This window comes from Marinobacter sp. OP 3.4 (genome assembly GCF_036224885.1).
Classification (GTDB): Bacteria; Pseudomonadota; Gammaproteobacteria; order Pseudomonadales; family Oleiphilaceae; genus Marinobacter.
The window spans coordinates 25,391-41,065 of the sequence record NZ_JAVVLT010000055.1 but is presented as its reverse complement, the minus strand read 5'-3'; the positions used below and the strand labels follow the sequence as shown (position 1 = coordinate 41,065).

The following is a 15,675-nucleotide window of genomic DNA, read 5'->3' as shown; positions in this document are numbered from 1 at the left end:
GTACCACGCCCCAAACCGGCATTATCATTCCCCCGATTTGTCCTTCCGGAGCTGTAGTCATGTCTGCCGAATCATCCCCCCTATCGGGCTTCCAGCAATTGCGCCGAATTGAATCCAGCAAGATCTTCCAGGGTGTGGTCATCACCATCATCATCCTGTCCGCGCTGACCATCGGGGCAAAGACCTATGACCTGCCACCATTGGTGGAAGGTGCCCTGACCGCCATGGACAACGCCATTACCCTGTTCTTCCTGGTCGAGATCCTGTTCCGCTTTGCCGCCTGCCCCAACAGGAAGCGCTTCCTGCTGGATGGCTGGAACCTGTTCGACACCCTGGTGGTCATCGGTAGCCTGATCCCCCTGGACAATTCCGAAGCGGTACTGCTGGGGCGCCTGCTGCGGGTGTTCCGGGTGCTGCGGCTGGTGTCCGTGGTGCCTGAACTGAGGTTCCTGATCAACTCGCTGCTCAAGGCCATTCCCCGCATGGGTTACATCGCCCTGCTGATGTTCATCATTTTCTATATCTATGCCGCCATGGGATCCATGTTCTTTGCCGGAGTCGATGAAACCCTGTGGGGCGACGTGGCCATCTCCATGCTGACCCTGTTCCGGATCGCCACCTTCGAGGACTGGACCGACGTCATGTACGCCACCATGGAGGCCTACCCCCTGAGCTGGCTGTACTACCTGACGTTTATTTTCCTGACCGCCTTTGTGTTCCTGAACATGATGATCGGCGCGATCCTGGAAGTGATGGGCGAGGAGCAGAACCGGAAAGAGGCCCAGAAGGCCCATGACGAGCGGGATGAGATGGCCAGGAAACTGACCGCGATCCAGGATCAGCTGGAGGATCTATCCAGGCGGATCGGACCGGGCCAGCAGTCCTGAGGAAACCGGCACCCCGCAATGCGGGGTGCCCCGATCAGAATGGCAGCGTCTTGGTCATCGCCAGATGGAAGATGAACGACACCTGCAACAACGCCAGGATAGCGGCCACCACCCGTACCGGCTTACCGAAAGCCGGTTTCAGCGCGAACACCCCCGCCACGATATAACCCACCAGCAGCAGCACTTTCAGGGTCAGCCAGCCGTGCACGAATGGCATCCAGGGAGTGACCACGATCAGCCCGATGGCCGCCACCAACAGGATGGTGTCGTTGGCATGGGGTATCCAGCGCAACGGTGTCTGCCGCCAGCCGGGGCGCCCTACCATATCCAGCAACAGGCGCAGGGCAAACAGGGTGACCGTCAGGTAGGCCGTGGTCATGTGAAGGTGTTTCAGGATGGTATACGCCATTGGGCTACATTCCCTTATCGAATCAAAGTGATAGCCGCATTGTACGGTATCGCGGCGGCAAATACCTCCAAGCGGGTATGGTGATATTGCGCCGCACTCTATAAACTTCATTTAAAATGAATGTTTATTGGAGGTTTGCCATGCAGGCCCAGTCCACTCCCTACTCCGAACAGCATCGAGGCGCCCGCCCAGGCCAGCTCTTCAGCTACCCTTTCCGCATCTTCTTCCTGTCGCTGACGTTGCTGTCACTGGTGTCGATTCCCGCCTGGGTATTGCAGGTCACCGGCACCATCAGTCTGCCCCTGGCAATGCCGGGCATCCTCTGGCACCAGCATGAGATGCTTTTCGGCTTCCTGTCCGCTGCCATCGCCGGCTTCCTGCTGACCGCGGTCTGTGTCTGGACCGGAACGGAACGTACCCATGGCGTTCGCCTGTTCCTGCTGTGGAGTATCTGGGCCGTCGCACGCGTCCTGCTGGCCGTGGGTGAAGACCTGCCCATCTGGCTGGTGCAGGGTGTGAACCTGGCGTTCCTGCCCCTGGTCATGGTGGATGCCGGCTGGCGTATTGCCAAGGCACGCCAGAAACGCCAACTGATGATACTGGTGGTCCTGGGCCTGTTCTGGCTGATGCAACTCGGCTTCGTCATGCGTCTGGACATGGTTTTTGCCCAGGGGGCGCTGATCCTGGCCCTGGCGCTGATCGGCATTATCGGCGGTCGCATCACTCCCGCATTCTCCACAGGCTGGCTGCGGCAGAAGGGGCTGTCCGCTGACCGCATCCGGGTGGTTCCCGCCCTGGACCTGGCATCCGTTATTGCCATGATACTGCTGCTGGGCGCCCTGGTATCCGGCCTGGTCACCGTTACGGCGATACTGGCCATCGTGGCGGCCACGCTGATGCTGATCCGGCTCTACGGCTGGAAAGGCTGGCTGGTGTACCGTGAGCCCCTGCTCTGGATCCTGCACCTGTCCATCCTCTGGGTACCGGTGGCCCTGGTGCTGCTGGCCGGCAGCCTCTTGGCCGGATGGCCAACCTCGGCCTGGACCCACGCCGCCGGCACCGGCGCCATCGCCTGCCTGATCCTTGGCGTGATCTCCCGGGTGTCCCTGGGCCACACCGGTCGTGCCATGGAACTGCCCAGCGGCATGGTGCTGGCCTTCATCGCCATTCACCTGGCGGCACTGGTCCGCGTCGCCACTGCCTTCGGGGTGTTCCCCTGGCATGCCGGCGTCAGTGCCAGCGGCCTGCTCTGGACGTTCGCCTATGCCACTTTCCTGGCGCTGTACACGGGCATCCTCGCCAGCCCCCGGGCCGACGGCAAACCCGGCTAAGCCCCATGATCTGCCGCAATCGCAAAAACCCACGTCCGGGTCACCCCGAAGCCCGTCATAGCAGGCTTCGGGGTGACCCGAACAACCATCAGTCAAAAAACTACAACCATCGGTCAATAGATTTTCCCGCTGTAACGAGTAAAGTGTGGGTTACAGTCAGAAATGGAACTACCCGCACTCATGAACCCAGACCACTTTGATAAAGCCGCACTGATCGAATGCGGGCATGGCCGCCTTTTCGAAGGCGACATGCGCCTGCCCATCGATGAAATGCTGATGGTGGACCGCATCACCCACATCAATGACTCCGATGGCGCCTACGGCAAGGGAAGCCTTGTCGCCGAACTGGACATCGACCCGGACCTCTGGTTCTTCAAGGTCCACTTCGAGGGTGACCCGGTGATGCCGGGCTGTCTGGGCCTGGACGCCATGTGGCAACTGGTGGGATTCTTCCTGGCCTGGTCCGGCGGCCAGGGCAAGGGCCGTGCCCTGGGGGCCGGCGAGGTAAAATTCTTTGGTCAGGTGCTGCCAGAAAACAAGCTGGTTCGGTATCATCTGGATATTAAACGGATGGTCAAACGCAAACTGACCATGGCCATTGCCGATGCCCGCATGGAAGTTGACGGTCGCGAGATCTATACCGCCAAGGACCTGCGGGTTGGCCTGTTCACCTCAACAGACGATTTTTAGGAGCCCGGACCATGCGTCGAGTTGTCATTACCGGAATGGGCATTGTTTCCAGCCTTGGTAACAATACCCAAGAAGTCACCGACTCCCTGCGGGAGGTCAAATCCGGCATCCACTTCAGCCAGGAAGCCGCCGATAACGGCCTGCGCAGTCAGATCTGCGGCAATATCGACATCGACTACAAGTCACTGATCGACCGCAAACTGCTGCGCTTCATGTGCCCGGCTTCCGCCTACGCCTACCTGGCGATGAAAGAGGCCATTGAGCAGTCCGGCCTCAGCGAGGAGCAGATCCGTGACAACAACACCGGCATCATCATGGGCACCGGTGGCGCCTCCACGCTGGAACTGATGGATTCCATCGATACCCACCGTGAGAAGGGCATCCGCCGTGTAGGGCCCTATCGGGTACCCCGCACCATGGGCAGCGCCATCAACGCCTCGCTGTCCACCGCCTTTGGCATCACCGGTGTCAACTACAGCATCACCTCGGCCTGCGCCACCAGCGCCCACTGCATCGGCCACTCTGCCGACCTGATCGCCATGGGCCGCCAGGACATCATGTTCGCCGGCGGCGGTGACGATGTGCACTGGAGCCTGAGCCTGCTGTTCGACGCCATGGGCGCGCTGTCCACCAAGTACAATGACGCTCCGGAAAAGGCCTCCCGGACCTACGATGCCAACCGCGATGGCTTCGTGATCTCCGGCGGCGGCGGTGTGGTCGTTCTGGAAGAGCTGGAACACGCCAAGGCCCGCGGCGCCAACATCATCGCCGAGCTGGTCGGCTTCGGCGCCACGTCCGACGGCGCCGACATGGTGGCCCCGAGCGGCGAAGGCGCGGTGCGCTGCATGCAGCAGGCACTGAAGAACGTGGATGGCGAGATTTCCTACATCAACACCCACGGCACTTCCACCCCGGCCGGTGATATCACCGAGCTGAAGGCGGTGAAGCAGGTGTTCGGCGACAGGATCCCGGCCCTGGGGTCAACCAAGCCGCTGACCGGTCACTCCCTGGGCGCCGCAGGTGTGCACGAGACCATCTACAGCCTGCTGATGCAGAAGAATGGTTTCATCACCCCGTCCGCCAACATCGAGGATCTGGATGAGGGTGCCGAGGGTTACCCCATCGTGCGCGAACTTCAGGAGCGCGAAGCGCCGCTGGTCATGAGCAACAGCTTTGGCTTTGGTGGGACTAACGCTTCATTGGTGTTCAGGAAGTATCAGAACTGAACCCGAACTGGGAAGCTACCCAGCCTGCTGATCCGGTGCCTGGCGCGCCGGGTCGGTAAGGCTTTTCCGGACACGCCCACGAGTACATCCCTGTAGGGCTCGTCGAAAACCGTCCCTGGTTTTCGACGGTCCGGAAAAGCCTTCCCCACCCAGCGCTCCTAGACACTCGCGATATCGTAGCCTAAGGAAGTATTTGCAAAGCCGTGCCCACGTATGTCACGGCACGACCTAGCATTTGATAAGAGGTAAGAGCCGGGCTCGAGAATGAACGCTATCGGAATAGCTGGACGGTAGACGGGTCGGGGGAACATTTCTGGACCGTCGAATGCCAGGGATGGCATTCGTCGAGCCCTACATGGACGTACTTGCGGGGCGTGTCCAGAAATGTTTCACCGACCCGGCTGCCCTGCCCGAAACCATCAAGTCAAAACAAGCAAACGATAGACACACCAAACAAGGTTCAGCAGGCAGCCCGAAACTCCGCAGGCGATTTTCCCATCCACCGCTTGAACGCCCGGCTGAACGCACTGAGCTCAGAAAAGCCCAGCAACTCGGCCACCTCGGACAGCGTGCGGTTGCGGTCATGCAAATACTTCAAGGCCTGCTCGCGACGCACATCCTCCAGCAAACCGGCAAACGTCAGATTCTCCTCCTTGAGCTTCTTGTAGAGCGTGTGGCGGCTCATGTTCAACTCGGCGGCCACGGCTTCCACCTTCACCCTGCCACGTGCAAGATGACGGGCAATCAGCGGACGAACCTGCCGGCTGAAGGTAAGGGTGGGCAAAATCCGCGTCTGGATGAGTTGCCACAAACGCTGCATCTGGGAGGGAGACAGACGGGCCTCGGGCTCTGCCAGCTCTTCCGCCGACAACCCTGCGTAACGGGCCAGCTCACCCCTGGAAAACCCCGATGACTGAAGAAATTGCACCATGGCGACGACCAGCGTCCCCAATGCGTCCGACCTCATGGGCTGGAAACCTCTCTGTGTTCGATTGAGTTCCTGACTCTATTTGAGCGTACACATGTTAGCTCAAATTTTATGACATGAACATTGACGCCGAAAAATCAACGACCAGGAAGGCCCAATAGAGTCCCGTCATGTAGCGGGCACTCCTTCCCAGCAACCAGCTCACCCGCGAATGATCGGTGAATTCCGCTATAACAGCCCCTCGCTATTGCCCTGATTACCGTGCCTGGCGAGCCTAAAAACAGTGATTGGGGTATAATTCAGCCTGTCACGAAATAATACCTGACTAAAATACTCTGATATTGTACAATCGGTCATCAGAAACATCAGGATAGCCTCATCAAGGCACTGGTACGGCCAGTCATCCAACAAATGATCGCAGGGCGCACTCACCGGACGAGCGACCACTGCGACACCCCAGGTATGAATCTGCCTCCCGTGCCTTTATGGCGTCCGGTTGCAGGCAACACCAATGGGCCACGCGCCCGCGATGAGAGAATTACGGAGCGACGATCATGGCGACCACCGATAACGAGGTGAAAGAGCTGATCAAACGGGAATACGAACACGGTTTCGTGACTGAGATCGAAACCGACTCGTTCGAGCCCGGGCTGAACGAAGATGTCATCCGCCGCCTGTCGGAAATCAAGCAGGAGCCGGAGTTCATGCTCAACTGGCGCCTGAAAGCCTACCGTCGCTGGCTGGAGATGGATGACCCCACCTGGGCACACGTGGATTACCCGCGGATCGACTACAACTCGATCTCCTATTACTCCGCGCCCAAGAAAAAAGAGGACATGCCCCAGAGCCTGGATGATGTGGATCCGGAGCTGCTGCGCACCTATGAGAAGTTGGGTATTCCCCTGCATGAGCGGGAGAAACTGGCTGGCGTAGCGGTGGATGCGGTGTTCGATTCCGTGTCCATCGGCACCACCTTCAAGGATCAGCTGGCCGAGGCGGGCGTGATCTTCTGCCCCATCTCCGAGGCGGTGCAGAAGTACCCGGAACTGGTGGAGAAATACCTGGGTTCAGTGGTACCGGCCGGGGACAATTTCTTCGCGGCCCTGAACTCCGCCGTGTTCTCCGACGGTTCCTTTGTCTACATTCCCAAGGGTGTTCGCTGCCCACTGGAGCTGTCCACCTACTTCCGCATCAACGCGGCTAATACCGGTCAGTTCGAGCGCACGCTGATTGTGGCGGATGCCGGCAGTTACGTGAGCTACCTGGAAGGTTGTACCGCGCCAATGCGGGACGAGAACCAGTTGCACGCGGCGGTGGTTGAGCTGGTGGCGCTGGATGATGCCCAGATCAAGTACTCCACGGTACAGAACTGGTACCCGGGTGATGAGCACGGCAAGGGCGGCATCTACAATTTTGTGACCAAGCGGGGCGCCTGCCAGGGCCGGAACTCGAAGATTTCCTGGACCCAGGTGGAGACCGGTTCCGCCGTCACCTGGAAGTATCCGAGCTGCATCCTGAAGGGCGATAACAGCGTCGGCGAGTTCTACTCGGTGGCTTTGACCCACAACTATCAGCAGGCGGATACCGGTACCAAGATGATCCATCTGGGCAAGAACACGTCCAGCACGATCATTTCCAAGGGTATTTCCGCCGGTCGCAGCTCCAATGCCTACCGTGGTCTGGTGAAGTTCCAGCCCGGTGCCGAGGGTGCGCGGAACTTCACTCAGTGTGATTCGCTGCTGATTGGTGATCGTTGCGGGGCGCATACGTTCCCGTACATCGAGAGCAAGAACAAGTCGGCCATTGTGGAGCACGAGGCCACCACCTCGAAGGTGAGTGACGAGCAGATGTTCCTGTGCCGGCAGCGGGGTATCGACCCCGAGCAGGCGGTTTCCATGATTGTGAACGGCTTCTGTAAGGAAGTGTTCAAGGAGCTGCCGATGGAATTCGCGGTCGAAGCCGGGAAGCTGCTTGAGGTTAGTTTGGAAGGGTCTGTTGGCTGACCTGCTTTTTTGAACTTATTGCCTGCTGGCTTTGGTGCAAGGCCAGCAATCGGGAGGGACTTTCCGGGACACGCCGTGGATACGTCCCTGTAGGCTCTTCAAAAACGTCCGTGTTTTTGAAGGTCCCGGAAAGTCCCTCCCGATCACTGTCCCCGAGCTTTGGCATGGTCCGCTCGCAACAATGAGACCGGGACAGACGCGACTGAATTCTGAATGTTTTGACGAGAGAGAATCCGACAAATGCTGAGCATCAAGAACCTGCACGCATCCGTTGAGGGCAAAGAAATCCTCAAGGGCATCAACCTTGAGATCAAGGCCGGCGAGGTCCACGCCATCATGGGGCCGAACGGCTCGGGCAAGAGTACCCTGTCCCAGGTGCTGGCAGGTAACGAGGCATTTGAAGTGACCTCCGGGGAGATCACCCTGAACGGTGAGAACCTGCTGGACCTGGAGACCGAGGAGCGGGCGCGGGAAGGCATCTTCCTGGCGTTCCAGTATCCGGTGGAAATTCCCGGTGTCAGCAACCTGCAGTTCCTGCGCACGGCGGTGAATGCCCTGCGCACCCATCGTGGCGAGGAGGAAATGAACGCTGCGGAGTTCATGAAGCTGGCGAAGGAAGTCTCCAAGCAGGTGGACCTGGATCCGGCGTTCCTCAAGCGGGGCGTGAACGAGGGCTTCTCCGGTGGTGAGAAGAAGCGTAACGAGATCCTGCAGGCGCTGTTGCTGCAGCCGAAGCTGGCGATCCTCGATGAGACCGACTCCGGCCTTGATATCGATGCCCTGAAGGTGGTGTCTGATGGTGTCAACGCCCTGCGCGCCGAGGACCGGGCCATCCTGATGGTGACCCACTACCAGCGCCTGCTGAACCATATTGTTCCGGATCAGGTGCATGTGCTGGCCGGCGGCCAGATTGTCAAATCCGGTGGCCGTGAGCTGGCCCTGGAGCTGGAGGAGCGCGGTTACGGCTGGCTCGGCATCAAAGACGAAGAAGCGGCAGCAGCCAACTGATCAGGAGGTCGTGGAATGAAACCAGCACCAACGCTTTCCAGCGCCTTCCTGCAACCGGCGGGTGAAGCCCTGCCGCAACCGCTGCTGGCGCTGCGCAAACAGCGGGGTACGGCCCTCGTGGATATGCCACTGCCGACCCGCAAGACCGAGAACTGGAAGTACTCCAGCAAGCACCTGAAGCTGTCCGACGAGCTGGCCTCCGGCCTGCCCGCCGGCAGCGCGACCTCCCTTGCGGCGGTCGACGGCTACCGGGTGGTGTTTCGCAATGGCGTGATCGACAGTGCCGCCAGCAACCTGCCCCAGGTGGATGGCCTGGCCGTGCAGCGGTTTGCCGACCTGTCCGACGACGAGGCGGCGTCACTGGCCGAGCGCCTGGACAATACCCTGGACACCAATGCCACGCAGATGGCGCGACTGAACTCGGCCCGTTTCGAGGATGGCCTGCTGGTCTCCCTGAAACCGGACACGGTGCTGCGCGAGCCGCTGTTTGTGGTGCATGAAGTCACCGCCACCGCCAGTGGCTCCGCCTACCCACGAATCTATGTGGACGCGGGTCGCCACAGTCAGATGACGCTGGTGGAGGAATACGTCTCCAGTGGTGATGAATCCGCCATGGTGGATGCCGTGACCGAGTTCATGGTGGCCGACGGTGCGCAGATCACCAGCATCCGCCTGAATGTGGAAGGCCAGAACGTGCAGCACATCGGCGCAACCGGTGTCCGCCAGCAACGGGATTCCCGTTTCGAGAGCCACTGCGTCGGCTTTGGCGGCCCCCTGCGCCGGCATGACCTGCAGCTTCGTTTCGAAGGCGAAGGCGCCAATTGCAAGCTTAATGGCGTGGTGGTCACCCAGGGCAAGCAGCACTATGACAACCACACCTGCATCGATCACATGGTGCCCCACTGCAACAGCGAGGAGACTTACCGCAACATCGCTGCGGACGAGTCCCACGCCGTGTTCAATGGCCGCATCCATATCCATCAGGATGCCCAGCAGTCCAATGCGGACATGAACAACAAGAACCTGTTGCTGTCTACAGGGGCAGAGATAGACACCAAACCGGAACTGGAAATCTACGCCGATGACGTCAAGTGCGCCCACGGCGCCACCATCGGCCAGTTGGACGAAACATCGCTGTTCTACCTGGTGTCCCGGGGCATCAGCCGCCGTGACGCCAACGTCCTGCTGACCATGGCGTTCATCAACGAACTGGTGGCCCAGATTCCGGTGGAACAGGTTCGTGACAGCGCCAACGAGCGCCTGAACCAGTTCTTTGACGATACCTTCAAGGAGGCCTGATCCGGTATGACCGATCTCTCCGTGGCAAACAATGCCAGCAAGACCGGCTTTGATGTGGCCGCCGTTCGCCGGGACTTTCCGATCCTGTCCCAGCAGGTGAACGGCAAGCCGCTGGTGTACCTGGATAATGGCGCCTCGGCCCAGAAACCCCAGGCGGTGCTGGACGCCATGGACCGTTATTACCGTGAGATGCATTCCAATGTGCACCGGGGCGCCCACACCCTGGGCGACCGGGCGACGACGGCCTTCGAAGGCGCCCGTGAAACGGTGCGCAACTTCCTGAACGCGGAAAGCACGCGCCAGATCATCTGGACCCGGGGCACCACCGAAGCCATCAACCTGGTGGCCAACGGCCTGGCTCCGCGCCTGAAGGAAGGTGACGAAATCCTGGTCAGTCACATGGAACACCACGCCAACATCGTGCCCTGGCAGATGGTGGCGGAGCGCACCGGCGCGAAGCTGGTGCCGATCCAGGTGCAACCGAATGGTGAACTGGACCTGGAATCCTTCAACAGCCTGCTGGGCGAGCGCACCCGGGTGCTGGCCATCACCCATGTGTCCAACGTGCTGGGAACGGTCAACCCCATCGCGCCGCTGATCGAGCAGGCCAAGGCCCGTGGCGTGATCACGGTGGTGGATGGCGCCCAGGCGGTGCCCCACTTCAAGCCGGATGTACAGGCCCTGGGCTGTGACTTCTACGCCTTCTCGTCCCACAAGCTGTTCGGGCCCACCGGTATCGGCGTGCTCTACGGCAAGGAACAGCTGCTTGAGGAGATCCCGCCCTACCAGGGCGGCGGCGAGATGATTGAGCGGGTGTCCTTCGAGCGCACCACCTGGAACACCCTGCCCTACAAGTTCGAGGCGGGCACCCCGGCCGTTGCCGAGGCCGTGGGCCTGGGCGCCGCCATCGACTACCTGGACGGCCTCGACCGCCCGGCCATGGAAGCGGCGGAGAATGCCCTGCTGGCCCGGGCCAATGAGCTGGTGGACACCATTCCGGGCATGACCGTTATCGGCACCGCCGCCAACAAAGTACCGGTCCTGTCCTTTAAAATTGAGGGATTGCACCCCAGTGATATAGGAACCCTGCTGGACCAGCAGGGCATCGCCATCCGCACCGGCCACCATTGCGCCATGCCACTGATGGACTTCTACGGGGTTCCCGGGACTGCCCGGGCGTCCTTTGCGTTCTACAATACGTTGGAGGAAGTGGACCAGTTATTCGCCGGTCTGCGGAAAATCCAGCGCCTGTTTGCCTGATGGAGGTGGAACCATGACAGCCGAAACCTTCAACCCGACTGTTGGCGTAACCATGACCCCTAATGCGGTCAGGCACGTGCGCAAGCAGCTGGAGAAGAAACCGGAAGCCCTTGGCATCCGCCTGTGCATCAGGAAGAGCGGCTGCTCCGGCTTCAAGTACGAGACTCAGTGGGTGGAAGAAACCAGTGCCGATGACGAGGTGTACTCCGTGGATGGCGTGGATATCTACGTCAGGAAGGAGCACCTGCCCATGGTGAATGGCACCGAGATCGACTTTGTTACCCAAGGTGTCAATTCCATGTTCGAGTTCCGTAACCCCAACGCCACGGCGGAGTGTGGTTGCGGCGAAAGTTTCACCGTCGCCTGATCGACAGATAACAGCGAGGCCAGTGTACGCATGGCAGAACGGGAAGTGGTCCTGACCAAGCGCGAGGTGGAAGCCCGCCTCGTTCCGTCTGGAACCGAAATCATGATTCCGTCGGATACCTTCGTGACCATTACCCAGTCACTGGGGGGCAGTTTCACGGTGGCCGTTAATGGCAACCTGGCCCGTGTGGAGGGGCACGACGCCGATGCCCTCGGCAAGCAACCCCTGGAGAGCAGTTTCGAGACACCGGCGGACGGCACCATCAACGAAAACCAGGTGTGGGAAGCCCTGCGCAGCTGCTACGACCCGGAAATTCCGGTCAACGTGGTGGATCTGGGCCTGATCTACGATTGCACCATCGAAAACGGCGCCGCTGACGGCAACCAGGTTTATATTCTGATGACCCTTACCGCAGCGGGCTGTGGCATGGGCCCGGTGATTACCGACGATGTGCAGCGCAAGGTTGAGCATGTCCCCAATGTGGACAAGGTTGCCGTGGAACTGACCTTCGATCCCCCCTGGAACAGCGAAATGCTGACCGACGAAGCCAAGCTCGAACTGGGGATGCTATGACCGCCACTGAACAGCAGTTTTACGATAACCCCCTGGGCAGGGACACCACCCTGGATGACGTGGTGGACGCCTTTGAACTCCTGGACGACTGGGAAGATCGCTACGCCTACATCATTGACCTGGGCAAGCAGCTACCGGACTTTCCGGATGAAGAGCGGGTGGAAGACAACTACGTCCATGGCTGCCAGAGTCAGGTCTGGCTGATCCATCATTTCGACGAGGACAGCGGCAGGCTGTACCTGATGATCGATTCCGACGCCATGATCGTCCGCGGCCTGGCGGCCATCATCCTGGTGGCCCTGAATGGCAAGCCCCCCCGGGACCTGTTGACCACGGACGTGGACGAACTGTTCGAGCAACTGGACCTGTTCCGCCACATCTCCCCCACCCGGGGCAACGGCCTGCGGGCCATGGTGGGCAAGATCCGGGACATCGCGGCGAAAGAAGCCGCCTGAGTACAGGCCGTTCACTGAGGTCCGCCAGCCCTGGCGGACCTGACCTTCTAGCCCTTTCCTTCCTTACCTTTCCAGCCGTCTTCCCGCAGCACGGAGCCCACATCCAGCACCGGTGAGGCATCGATGTCATCCGCGTCCATCATGTTGGCCACCCGCTGCAGGGACGCCACGATCATACTCTGTTCCCACTGGTCCAGGTTCTGGAACTTGCGGATAAAATTATCCTGCAAAGGTAATGGCGCCCGGTCCAGGGCCTGGCCGCCCTCTTCCGTCAGATGGGCATGGACCTTGCGCTTGTCCTGGGTACTGCGCACCCGGTAGACCAGATTACGGTGTTCCAGACGATCCAGGATGGTGGTGACCGTCGCCTGACTCAGACTGACATGGTCGGCGATAGTGCCAATAGTCACCTCACCCAGATCGCGGATAGTGCGCATGATCAGCAGTTGGGGCCCGGTCAGCCCGGAATGCTTGCTCAGTCGTTTGGAATGCAGGTCCGTGGCCCGGATGACCCGGCGCAGGGCCACCAGCACCTGTTCATAACTCTTGCTGTCGGACGACGGGGAGCCCGCCGTATCCCGGCGTTCATTCAGATTGGACATGACTCGGCAACACCATTTATTTATACCACTAACTATTAGAGGTCTTTACGCCCTGAAAAGCAAGTAGGACTGACACGTATCCAGCCTCCCTCCCGACCATGCCACCCTCCTGGCCACCTTCCCGGGCGCTTTCCCGGGGTCGGCGGCCTGACCGTACGCCACCCCCGCGGTTATGCTATGGTCAGGATCAAAACACACGTCACAGGAATCACGATGTACCAGAGAGAGATTCTTCCCCGCCGCCTGCTTTCCAGAGTCCTTGCCTTCCTGCTGCTATCACCGGTCTTCGTGATGGCACAGACCACCGGCGATGAGCGGGGCGGCCCCACGGCTGAAGATGTGGAGCAGGAAATTCCGGAACTGGAAGACGCCATGTACACCCCGTTCGTGGAACTCTATCTGCTGGAGGAAACCAAGGCCCTGAGGACCGAGCTGCAGAACACCCGGGCCGAACTGATCGAGAAAGTGGTGGACAAGGAACTGTCCGTGGCGGACAAGACCATGTCCTACGCCACCGATACGGTGACCTATTTCTTCTACCTGATTGCCGGCGCCACCTCCATCCTGGTGGTCATCGGCTGGAACTCGATCCGCGACATGCGTAACCAGCTCACCAGCCTTGCCGAGAAGCGGGTCAATGAACTGGTGGTGGAGTACGAGACCCGGCTCAAGTCCATCGAGGAACAGCTCCAGCAGAAATCCGACATCATCCACAAGAACCAGGCCGAAATTGAACGCACCAACGAGGTGCACTCCCTGTGGCTGAAGGCCAGCCAGGAAACCTCGCAACAGAACAAGATTGCCGCCTACGACCGCATCCTGGACCTGCGCCCCGACGATGTGGAAGCGCTGAGCTTCAAGGCCGATGCGGTGCTGGAAATGCAGGAACCGTTGTGGGCCATCAGCCTGTGCCAGCGGGCCCTGAAACTGGACCCGGAAAACGGCCATGCCCATTACCAGCTCGCCTGCGCCTGCGCCGAAATTGGTCGCTGGGACGATGCGGTGACCGATCTCGCCAAGGCGGTGGAGATCTCCGATGCCTATCGCGACGATGCGTCCGTGGATCCCAGTTTCGCCCGCCTGCAGGAGCACCAGGCGTTCCGGGACCTGATCTATCCGGAGGAGATCGACCCGGAGCAGGACAACACCTGACAGACCTGTCCTGGCCCGAGTCTTGCTGCGGATCCTATGTGAGTCATCAATCACGTGATCGTCCCGGAAAAATCGCCCAAAGCCATCGAAAAACGGTTCTGAATGTCACATAATCCAGAATCATTCCGGTGCAAAGGACGCGAATAGCCGGGAGACTGTGAATGGCCGCCGATAATGATCAACGAACGGGTGCCCGAGGATCAGGCTTCCTTGACACGGACGCTCAGGTGGTATTTGTTTAATTCGTTGTCAATAAAGAAGAAATCTAAACAGGCAGGAGCTTCCCATGATCAAGAATTTCACGAAACTCGCCCTGGCTACCGGCGTGTCCGCCGCACTGGCCCTCCCCGCTTCCGCCCTGGCGGAAATCCAGATTGGCATTGCCGGCCCCATGACCGGCCCGGTTGCCCAGTATGGCGATATGCAGTTCGCCGGCGCCCGCATGGCCATTGAGCAGATCAACGCCAATGGCGGTGTCGATGGCGAAATGCTCGAGGCCGTGGAAATGGACGATGTGTGTGACCCCAAGCAGGCGGTTACCGTGGCCAACAGCATGGTCAATGACGGCGTCAGCTTTGTGGTGGGTCACCTGTGCTCCAGCTCGACCCAGCCGGCCTCCGACATCTACGAGGACGAAGGCATCCTGATGATCACACCGGCCTCCACCAGCCCTGCCATTACCGAGCGTGGCTACGAACTGGTGTTCCGCACCATCGGCCTGGACAGCATGCAGGGTCCCGTGGCGGCCAACCACCTGATCTCCCTGGACCCACAACGGGTCGCCGTGGTTCATGACAAGCAGCAGTACGGTGAAGGTATCGCCACCGCTGTCCGTGACACCCTGGAAGATGCCGGTGTCAACGTGGTGATGTTCGAAGGCATCACCGCCGGTGACAAGGACTTCTCCTCCCTGGTCACCAAGCTCAAGCAGGCGGACGTGGATTACGTCTACTACGGCGGTTACCACCCGGAACTGGGCCTGATCCTGCGTCAGGCGCAACAGGCAGACCTGGATGCCACCTTCATGGGGCCTGAGGGCGTCGGTAACAAGGATATCAACACCATTGCCGGCGACGCCGCCGAAGGCCTGCTGGTAACCCTACCGCCGAGCTTTGACGAAAAAGCGGAGAACCAGGAACTGGTCAAGGCGTTCCAGGACAAGGGCGAGGACCCGTCCGGCCCCTTCGTGCTGACCTCCTACACCGCTGTACAACTGATCGCCGAGGGCATCGAGCAGGCCGGCTCCACCGATCCGTTCGAGGTGGCCGACGCCCTGCGCGAAGGCAGCTTTGAAACCCCCATCGGCACCGTCAGCTACGACGACAAGGGGGATATGGAATCCTTCGAGTTCGTGGTCTACGAATGGCACGCGGACGGCAGCAAGACTCCCGTTAACCAGTAACCCCAAACCGAAGTGACCACGCCCCGGGCCTCTCTGGCCCCGGGGCGGCTTACCTGCGGTCAGGTTGGCGGAGAGTCCCACCC

16 protein-coding genes are annotated in these 15,675 nt (G+C 60.2%); 13 read left to right on the top strand and 3 right to left on the bottom strand.

Annotation, left to right across the window (positions count from 1 at the left end; translation table 11 throughout):
- The first annotated feature begins 59 nt into the window (after positions 1-59).
- Positions 60-887, top strand: coding sequence for an ion transporter (locus RO069_RS10755; RefSeq protein WP_328187415.1), 828 nt, complete (start codon positions 60-62; stop codon positions 885-887).
- A 34-nt stretch (positions 888-921) separates the two neighbouring features.
- Here RO069_RS10755 and RO069_RS10750 read toward each other — a convergent pair whose 3' ends face one another.
- Entirely contained in the window at positions 922-1,296 is a 375-nt protein-coding gene (locus RO069_RS10750; protein WP_328187413.1) for a SirB2 family protein, read from the bottom strand.
- 140 nt (positions 1,297-1,436) lie between these two features.
- Between RO069_RS10750 and RO069_RS10745 the strand changes: the two genes are divergently transcribed.
- The 3 genes from RO069_RS10745 to fabB all read left to right on the top strand — a co-directional run bounded on the left by RO069_RS10745 (position 1,437) and on the right by fabB (position 4,543).
- Complete coding sequence (locus RO069_RS10745) at positions 1,437-2,627, top strand: NnrS family protein (protein WP_328187411.1); 1,191 nt, start codon at positions 1,437-1,439, stop codon at positions 2,625-2,627.
- A gap of 180 nt (positions 2,628-2,807) precedes the next feature.
- Positions 2,808-3,317 (top strand): bifunctional 3-hydroxydecanoyl-ACP dehydratase/trans-2-decenoyl-ACP isomerase, encoded by a 510-nt coding sequence (gene fabA, locus RO069_RS10740; protein ID WP_328187409.1) that lies wholly within the window; start codon positions 2,808-2,810, stop codon positions 3,315-3,317.
- 11 nt (positions 3,318-3,328) lie between these two features.
- Entirely contained in the window at positions 3,329-4,543 is a 1,215-nt protein-coding gene (gene fabB, locus RO069_RS10735) for a beta-ketoacyl-ACP synthase I (RefSeq protein ID WP_328187407.1), read from the top strand.
- Positions 4,544-5,003: 460 nt separating this feature from the next.
- Here the strand turns inward: fabB and RO069_RS10730 are convergent, their stop codons facing one another.
- The gene (locus tag RO069_RS10730; RefSeq protein ID WP_328187406.1) at positions 5,004-5,510 is read right to left on the bottom strand and encodes a helix-turn-helix transcriptional regulator; all 507 of its coding nucleotides are present in this window, start codon (positions 5,508-5,510) and stop codon (positions 5,004-5,006) included.
- Between the two features lie 515 nt (positions 5,511-6,025).
- On the opposite strand from RO069_RS10730, the gene sufB reads away from it, so the two are divergent.
- From sufB to RO069_RS10695, 7 genes are all read left to right on the top strand, one after another.
- Positions 6,026-7,474: a Fe-S cluster assembly protein SufB gene (gene sufB, locus RO069_RS10725; RefSeq protein ID WP_328187404.1), complete on the top strand. Its 1,449-nt coding sequence runs from the start codon at positions 6,026-6,028 to the stop codon at positions 7,472-7,474.
- Between the two features lie 240 nt (positions 7,475-7,714).
- A complete protein-coding gene (sufC, locus tag RO069_RS10720) occupies positions 7,715-8,482 on the top strand; it encodes a Fe-S cluster assembly ATPase SufC (protein WP_328187403.1) in 768 nt (255 codons plus the stop codon).
- A 15-nt stretch (positions 8,483-8,497) separates the two neighbouring features.
- Positions 8,498-9,781 (top strand): Fe-S cluster assembly protein SufD, encoded by a 1,284-nt coding sequence (gene sufD / locus RO069_RS10715; protein WP_328187401.1) that lies wholly within the window; start codon positions 8,498-8,500, stop codon positions 9,779-9,781.
- 6 nt (positions 9,782-9,787) lie between these two features.
- Positions 9,788-11,041 carry an aminotransferase class V-fold PLP-dependent enzyme gene (locus RO069_RS10710; RefSeq protein ID WP_328187399.1) on the top strand — a complete coding sequence of 418 codons (1,254 nt, stop codon included), beginning with the start codon at positions 9,788-9,790 and terminating at the stop codon, positions 11,039-11,041.
- 13 nt (positions 11,042-11,054) lie between these two features.
- Positions 11,055-11,408, top strand: coding sequence for a HesB/IscA family protein (locus RO069_RS10705; protein WP_328187397.1), 354 nt, complete (start codon positions 11,055-11,057; stop codon positions 11,406-11,408).
- 30 nt (positions 11,409-11,438) lie between these two features.
- Positions 11,439-11,981 carry a putative Fe-S cluster assembly protein SufT gene (gene sufT, locus RO069_RS10700; protein ID WP_328187395.1) on the top strand — a complete coding sequence of 181 codons (543 nt, stop codon included), beginning with the start codon at positions 11,439-11,441 and terminating at the stop codon, positions 11,979-11,981.
- Positions 11,978-12,436 carry a SufE family protein gene (locus RO069_RS10695; RefSeq protein WP_328187394.1) on the top strand — a complete coding sequence of 153 codons (459 nt, stop codon included), beginning with the start codon at positions 11,978-11,980 and terminating at the stop codon, positions 12,434-12,436. The genes sufT and RO069_RS10695 overlap by 4 nt, the downstream gene beginning before the upstream one ends.
- A 47-nt stretch (positions 12,437-12,483) precedes the next feature.
- Here the strand turns inward: RO069_RS10695 and RO069_RS10690 are convergent, their stop codons facing one another.
- Positions 12,484-13,038, bottom strand: a complete 555-nt coding sequence (locus tag RO069_RS10690; RefSeq protein ID WP_328187393.1) for a MarR family winged helix-turn-helix transcriptional regulator — start codon at positions 13,036-13,038, stop codon at positions 12,484-12,486.
- A 291-nt stretch (positions 13,039-13,329) separates the two neighbouring features.
- On the opposite strand from RO069_RS10690, the gene RO069_RS10685 reads away from it, so the two are divergent.
- Positions 13,330-14,190: a tetratricopeptide repeat protein gene (locus tag RO069_RS10685; RefSeq protein WP_328187437.1), complete on the top strand. Its 861-nt coding sequence runs from the start codon at positions 13,330-13,332 to the stop codon at positions 14,188-14,190.
- Between the two features lie 286 nt (positions 14,191-14,476).
- Positions 14,477-15,592, top strand: a complete 1,116-nt coding sequence (locus RO069_RS10680; protein ID WP_328187392.1) for a branched-chain amino acid ABC transporter substrate-binding protein — start codon at positions 14,477-14,479, stop codon at positions 15,590-15,592.
- Positions 15,593-15,675: the final 83 nt, after the last annotated feature.

What these genes read in the sequence shown, in the direction of transcription:
- RO069_RS10705 (WP_328187397.1), top strand. Translation starts at nt 11,055, where the DNA reads ATGACAGCCGAAACCTTCAACCCGACTGTTGGCGTAACCATGACCCCT.
- RO069_RS10745 (WP_328187411.1), top strand. Translation starts at nt 1,437, where the DNA reads ATGCAGGCCCAGTCCACTCCCTACTCCGAACAGCATCGAGGCGCCCGC.
- RO069_RS10710 (WP_328187399.1), top strand. Translation starts at nt 9,788, where the DNA reads ATGACCGATCTCTCCGTGGCAAACAATGCCAGCAAGACCGGCTTTGAT.
- RO069_RS10730 (WP_328187406.1), bottom strand. Translation starts at nt 5,510, where the DNA reads ATGAGGTCGGACGCATTGGGGACGCTGGTCGTCGCCATGGTGCAATTT.
- sufT (WP_328187395.1), top strand. Translation starts at nt 11,439, where the DNA reads ATGGCAGAACGGGAAGTGGTCCTGACCAAGCGCGAGGTGGAAGCCCGC.
- RO069_RS10695 (WP_328187394.1), top strand. Translation starts at nt 11,978, where the DNA reads ATGACCGCCACTGAACAGCAGTTTTACGATAACCCCCTGGGCAGGGAC.
- RO069_RS10680 (WP_328187392.1), top strand. Translation starts at nt 14,477, where the DNA reads ATGATCAAGAATTTCACGAAACTCGCCCTGGCTACCGGCGTGTCCGCC.
- RO069_RS10750 (WP_328187413.1), bottom strand. Translation starts at nt 1,296, where the DNA reads ATGGCGTATACCATCCTGAAACACCTTCACATGACCACGGCCTACCTG.
- fabB (WP_328187407.1), top strand. Translation starts at nt 3,329, where the DNA reads ATGCGTCGAGTTGTCATTACCGGAATGGGCATTGTTTCCAGCCTTGGT.
- sufB (WP_328187404.1), top strand. Translation starts at nt 6,026, where the DNA reads ATGGCGACCACCGATAACGAGGTGAAAGAGCTGATCAAACGGGAATAC.
- RO069_RS10755 (WP_328187415.1), top strand. Translation starts at nt 60, where the DNA reads ATGTCTGCCGAATCATCCCCCCTATCGGGCTTCCAGCAATTGCGCCGA.
- RO069_RS10690 (WP_328187393.1), bottom strand. Translation starts at nt 13,038, where the DNA reads ATGTCCAATCTGAATGAACGCCGGGATACGGCGGGCTCCCCGTCGTCC.
- sufD (WP_328187401.1), top strand. Translation starts at nt 8,498, where the DNA reads ATGAAACCAGCACCAACGCTTTCCAGCGCCTTCCTGCAACCGGCGGGT.
- fabA (WP_328187409.1), top strand. Translation starts at nt 2,808, where the DNA reads ATGAACCCAGACCACTTTGATAAAGCCGCACTGATCGAATGCGGGCAT.
- sufC (WP_328187403.1), top strand. Translation starts at nt 7,715, where the DNA reads ATGCTGAGCATCAAGAACCTGCACGCATCCGTTGAGGGCAAAGAAATC.
- RO069_RS10685 (WP_328187437.1), top strand. Translation starts at nt 13,330, where the DNA reads ATGGCACAGACCACCGGCGATGAGCGGGGCGGCCCCACGGCTGAAGAT.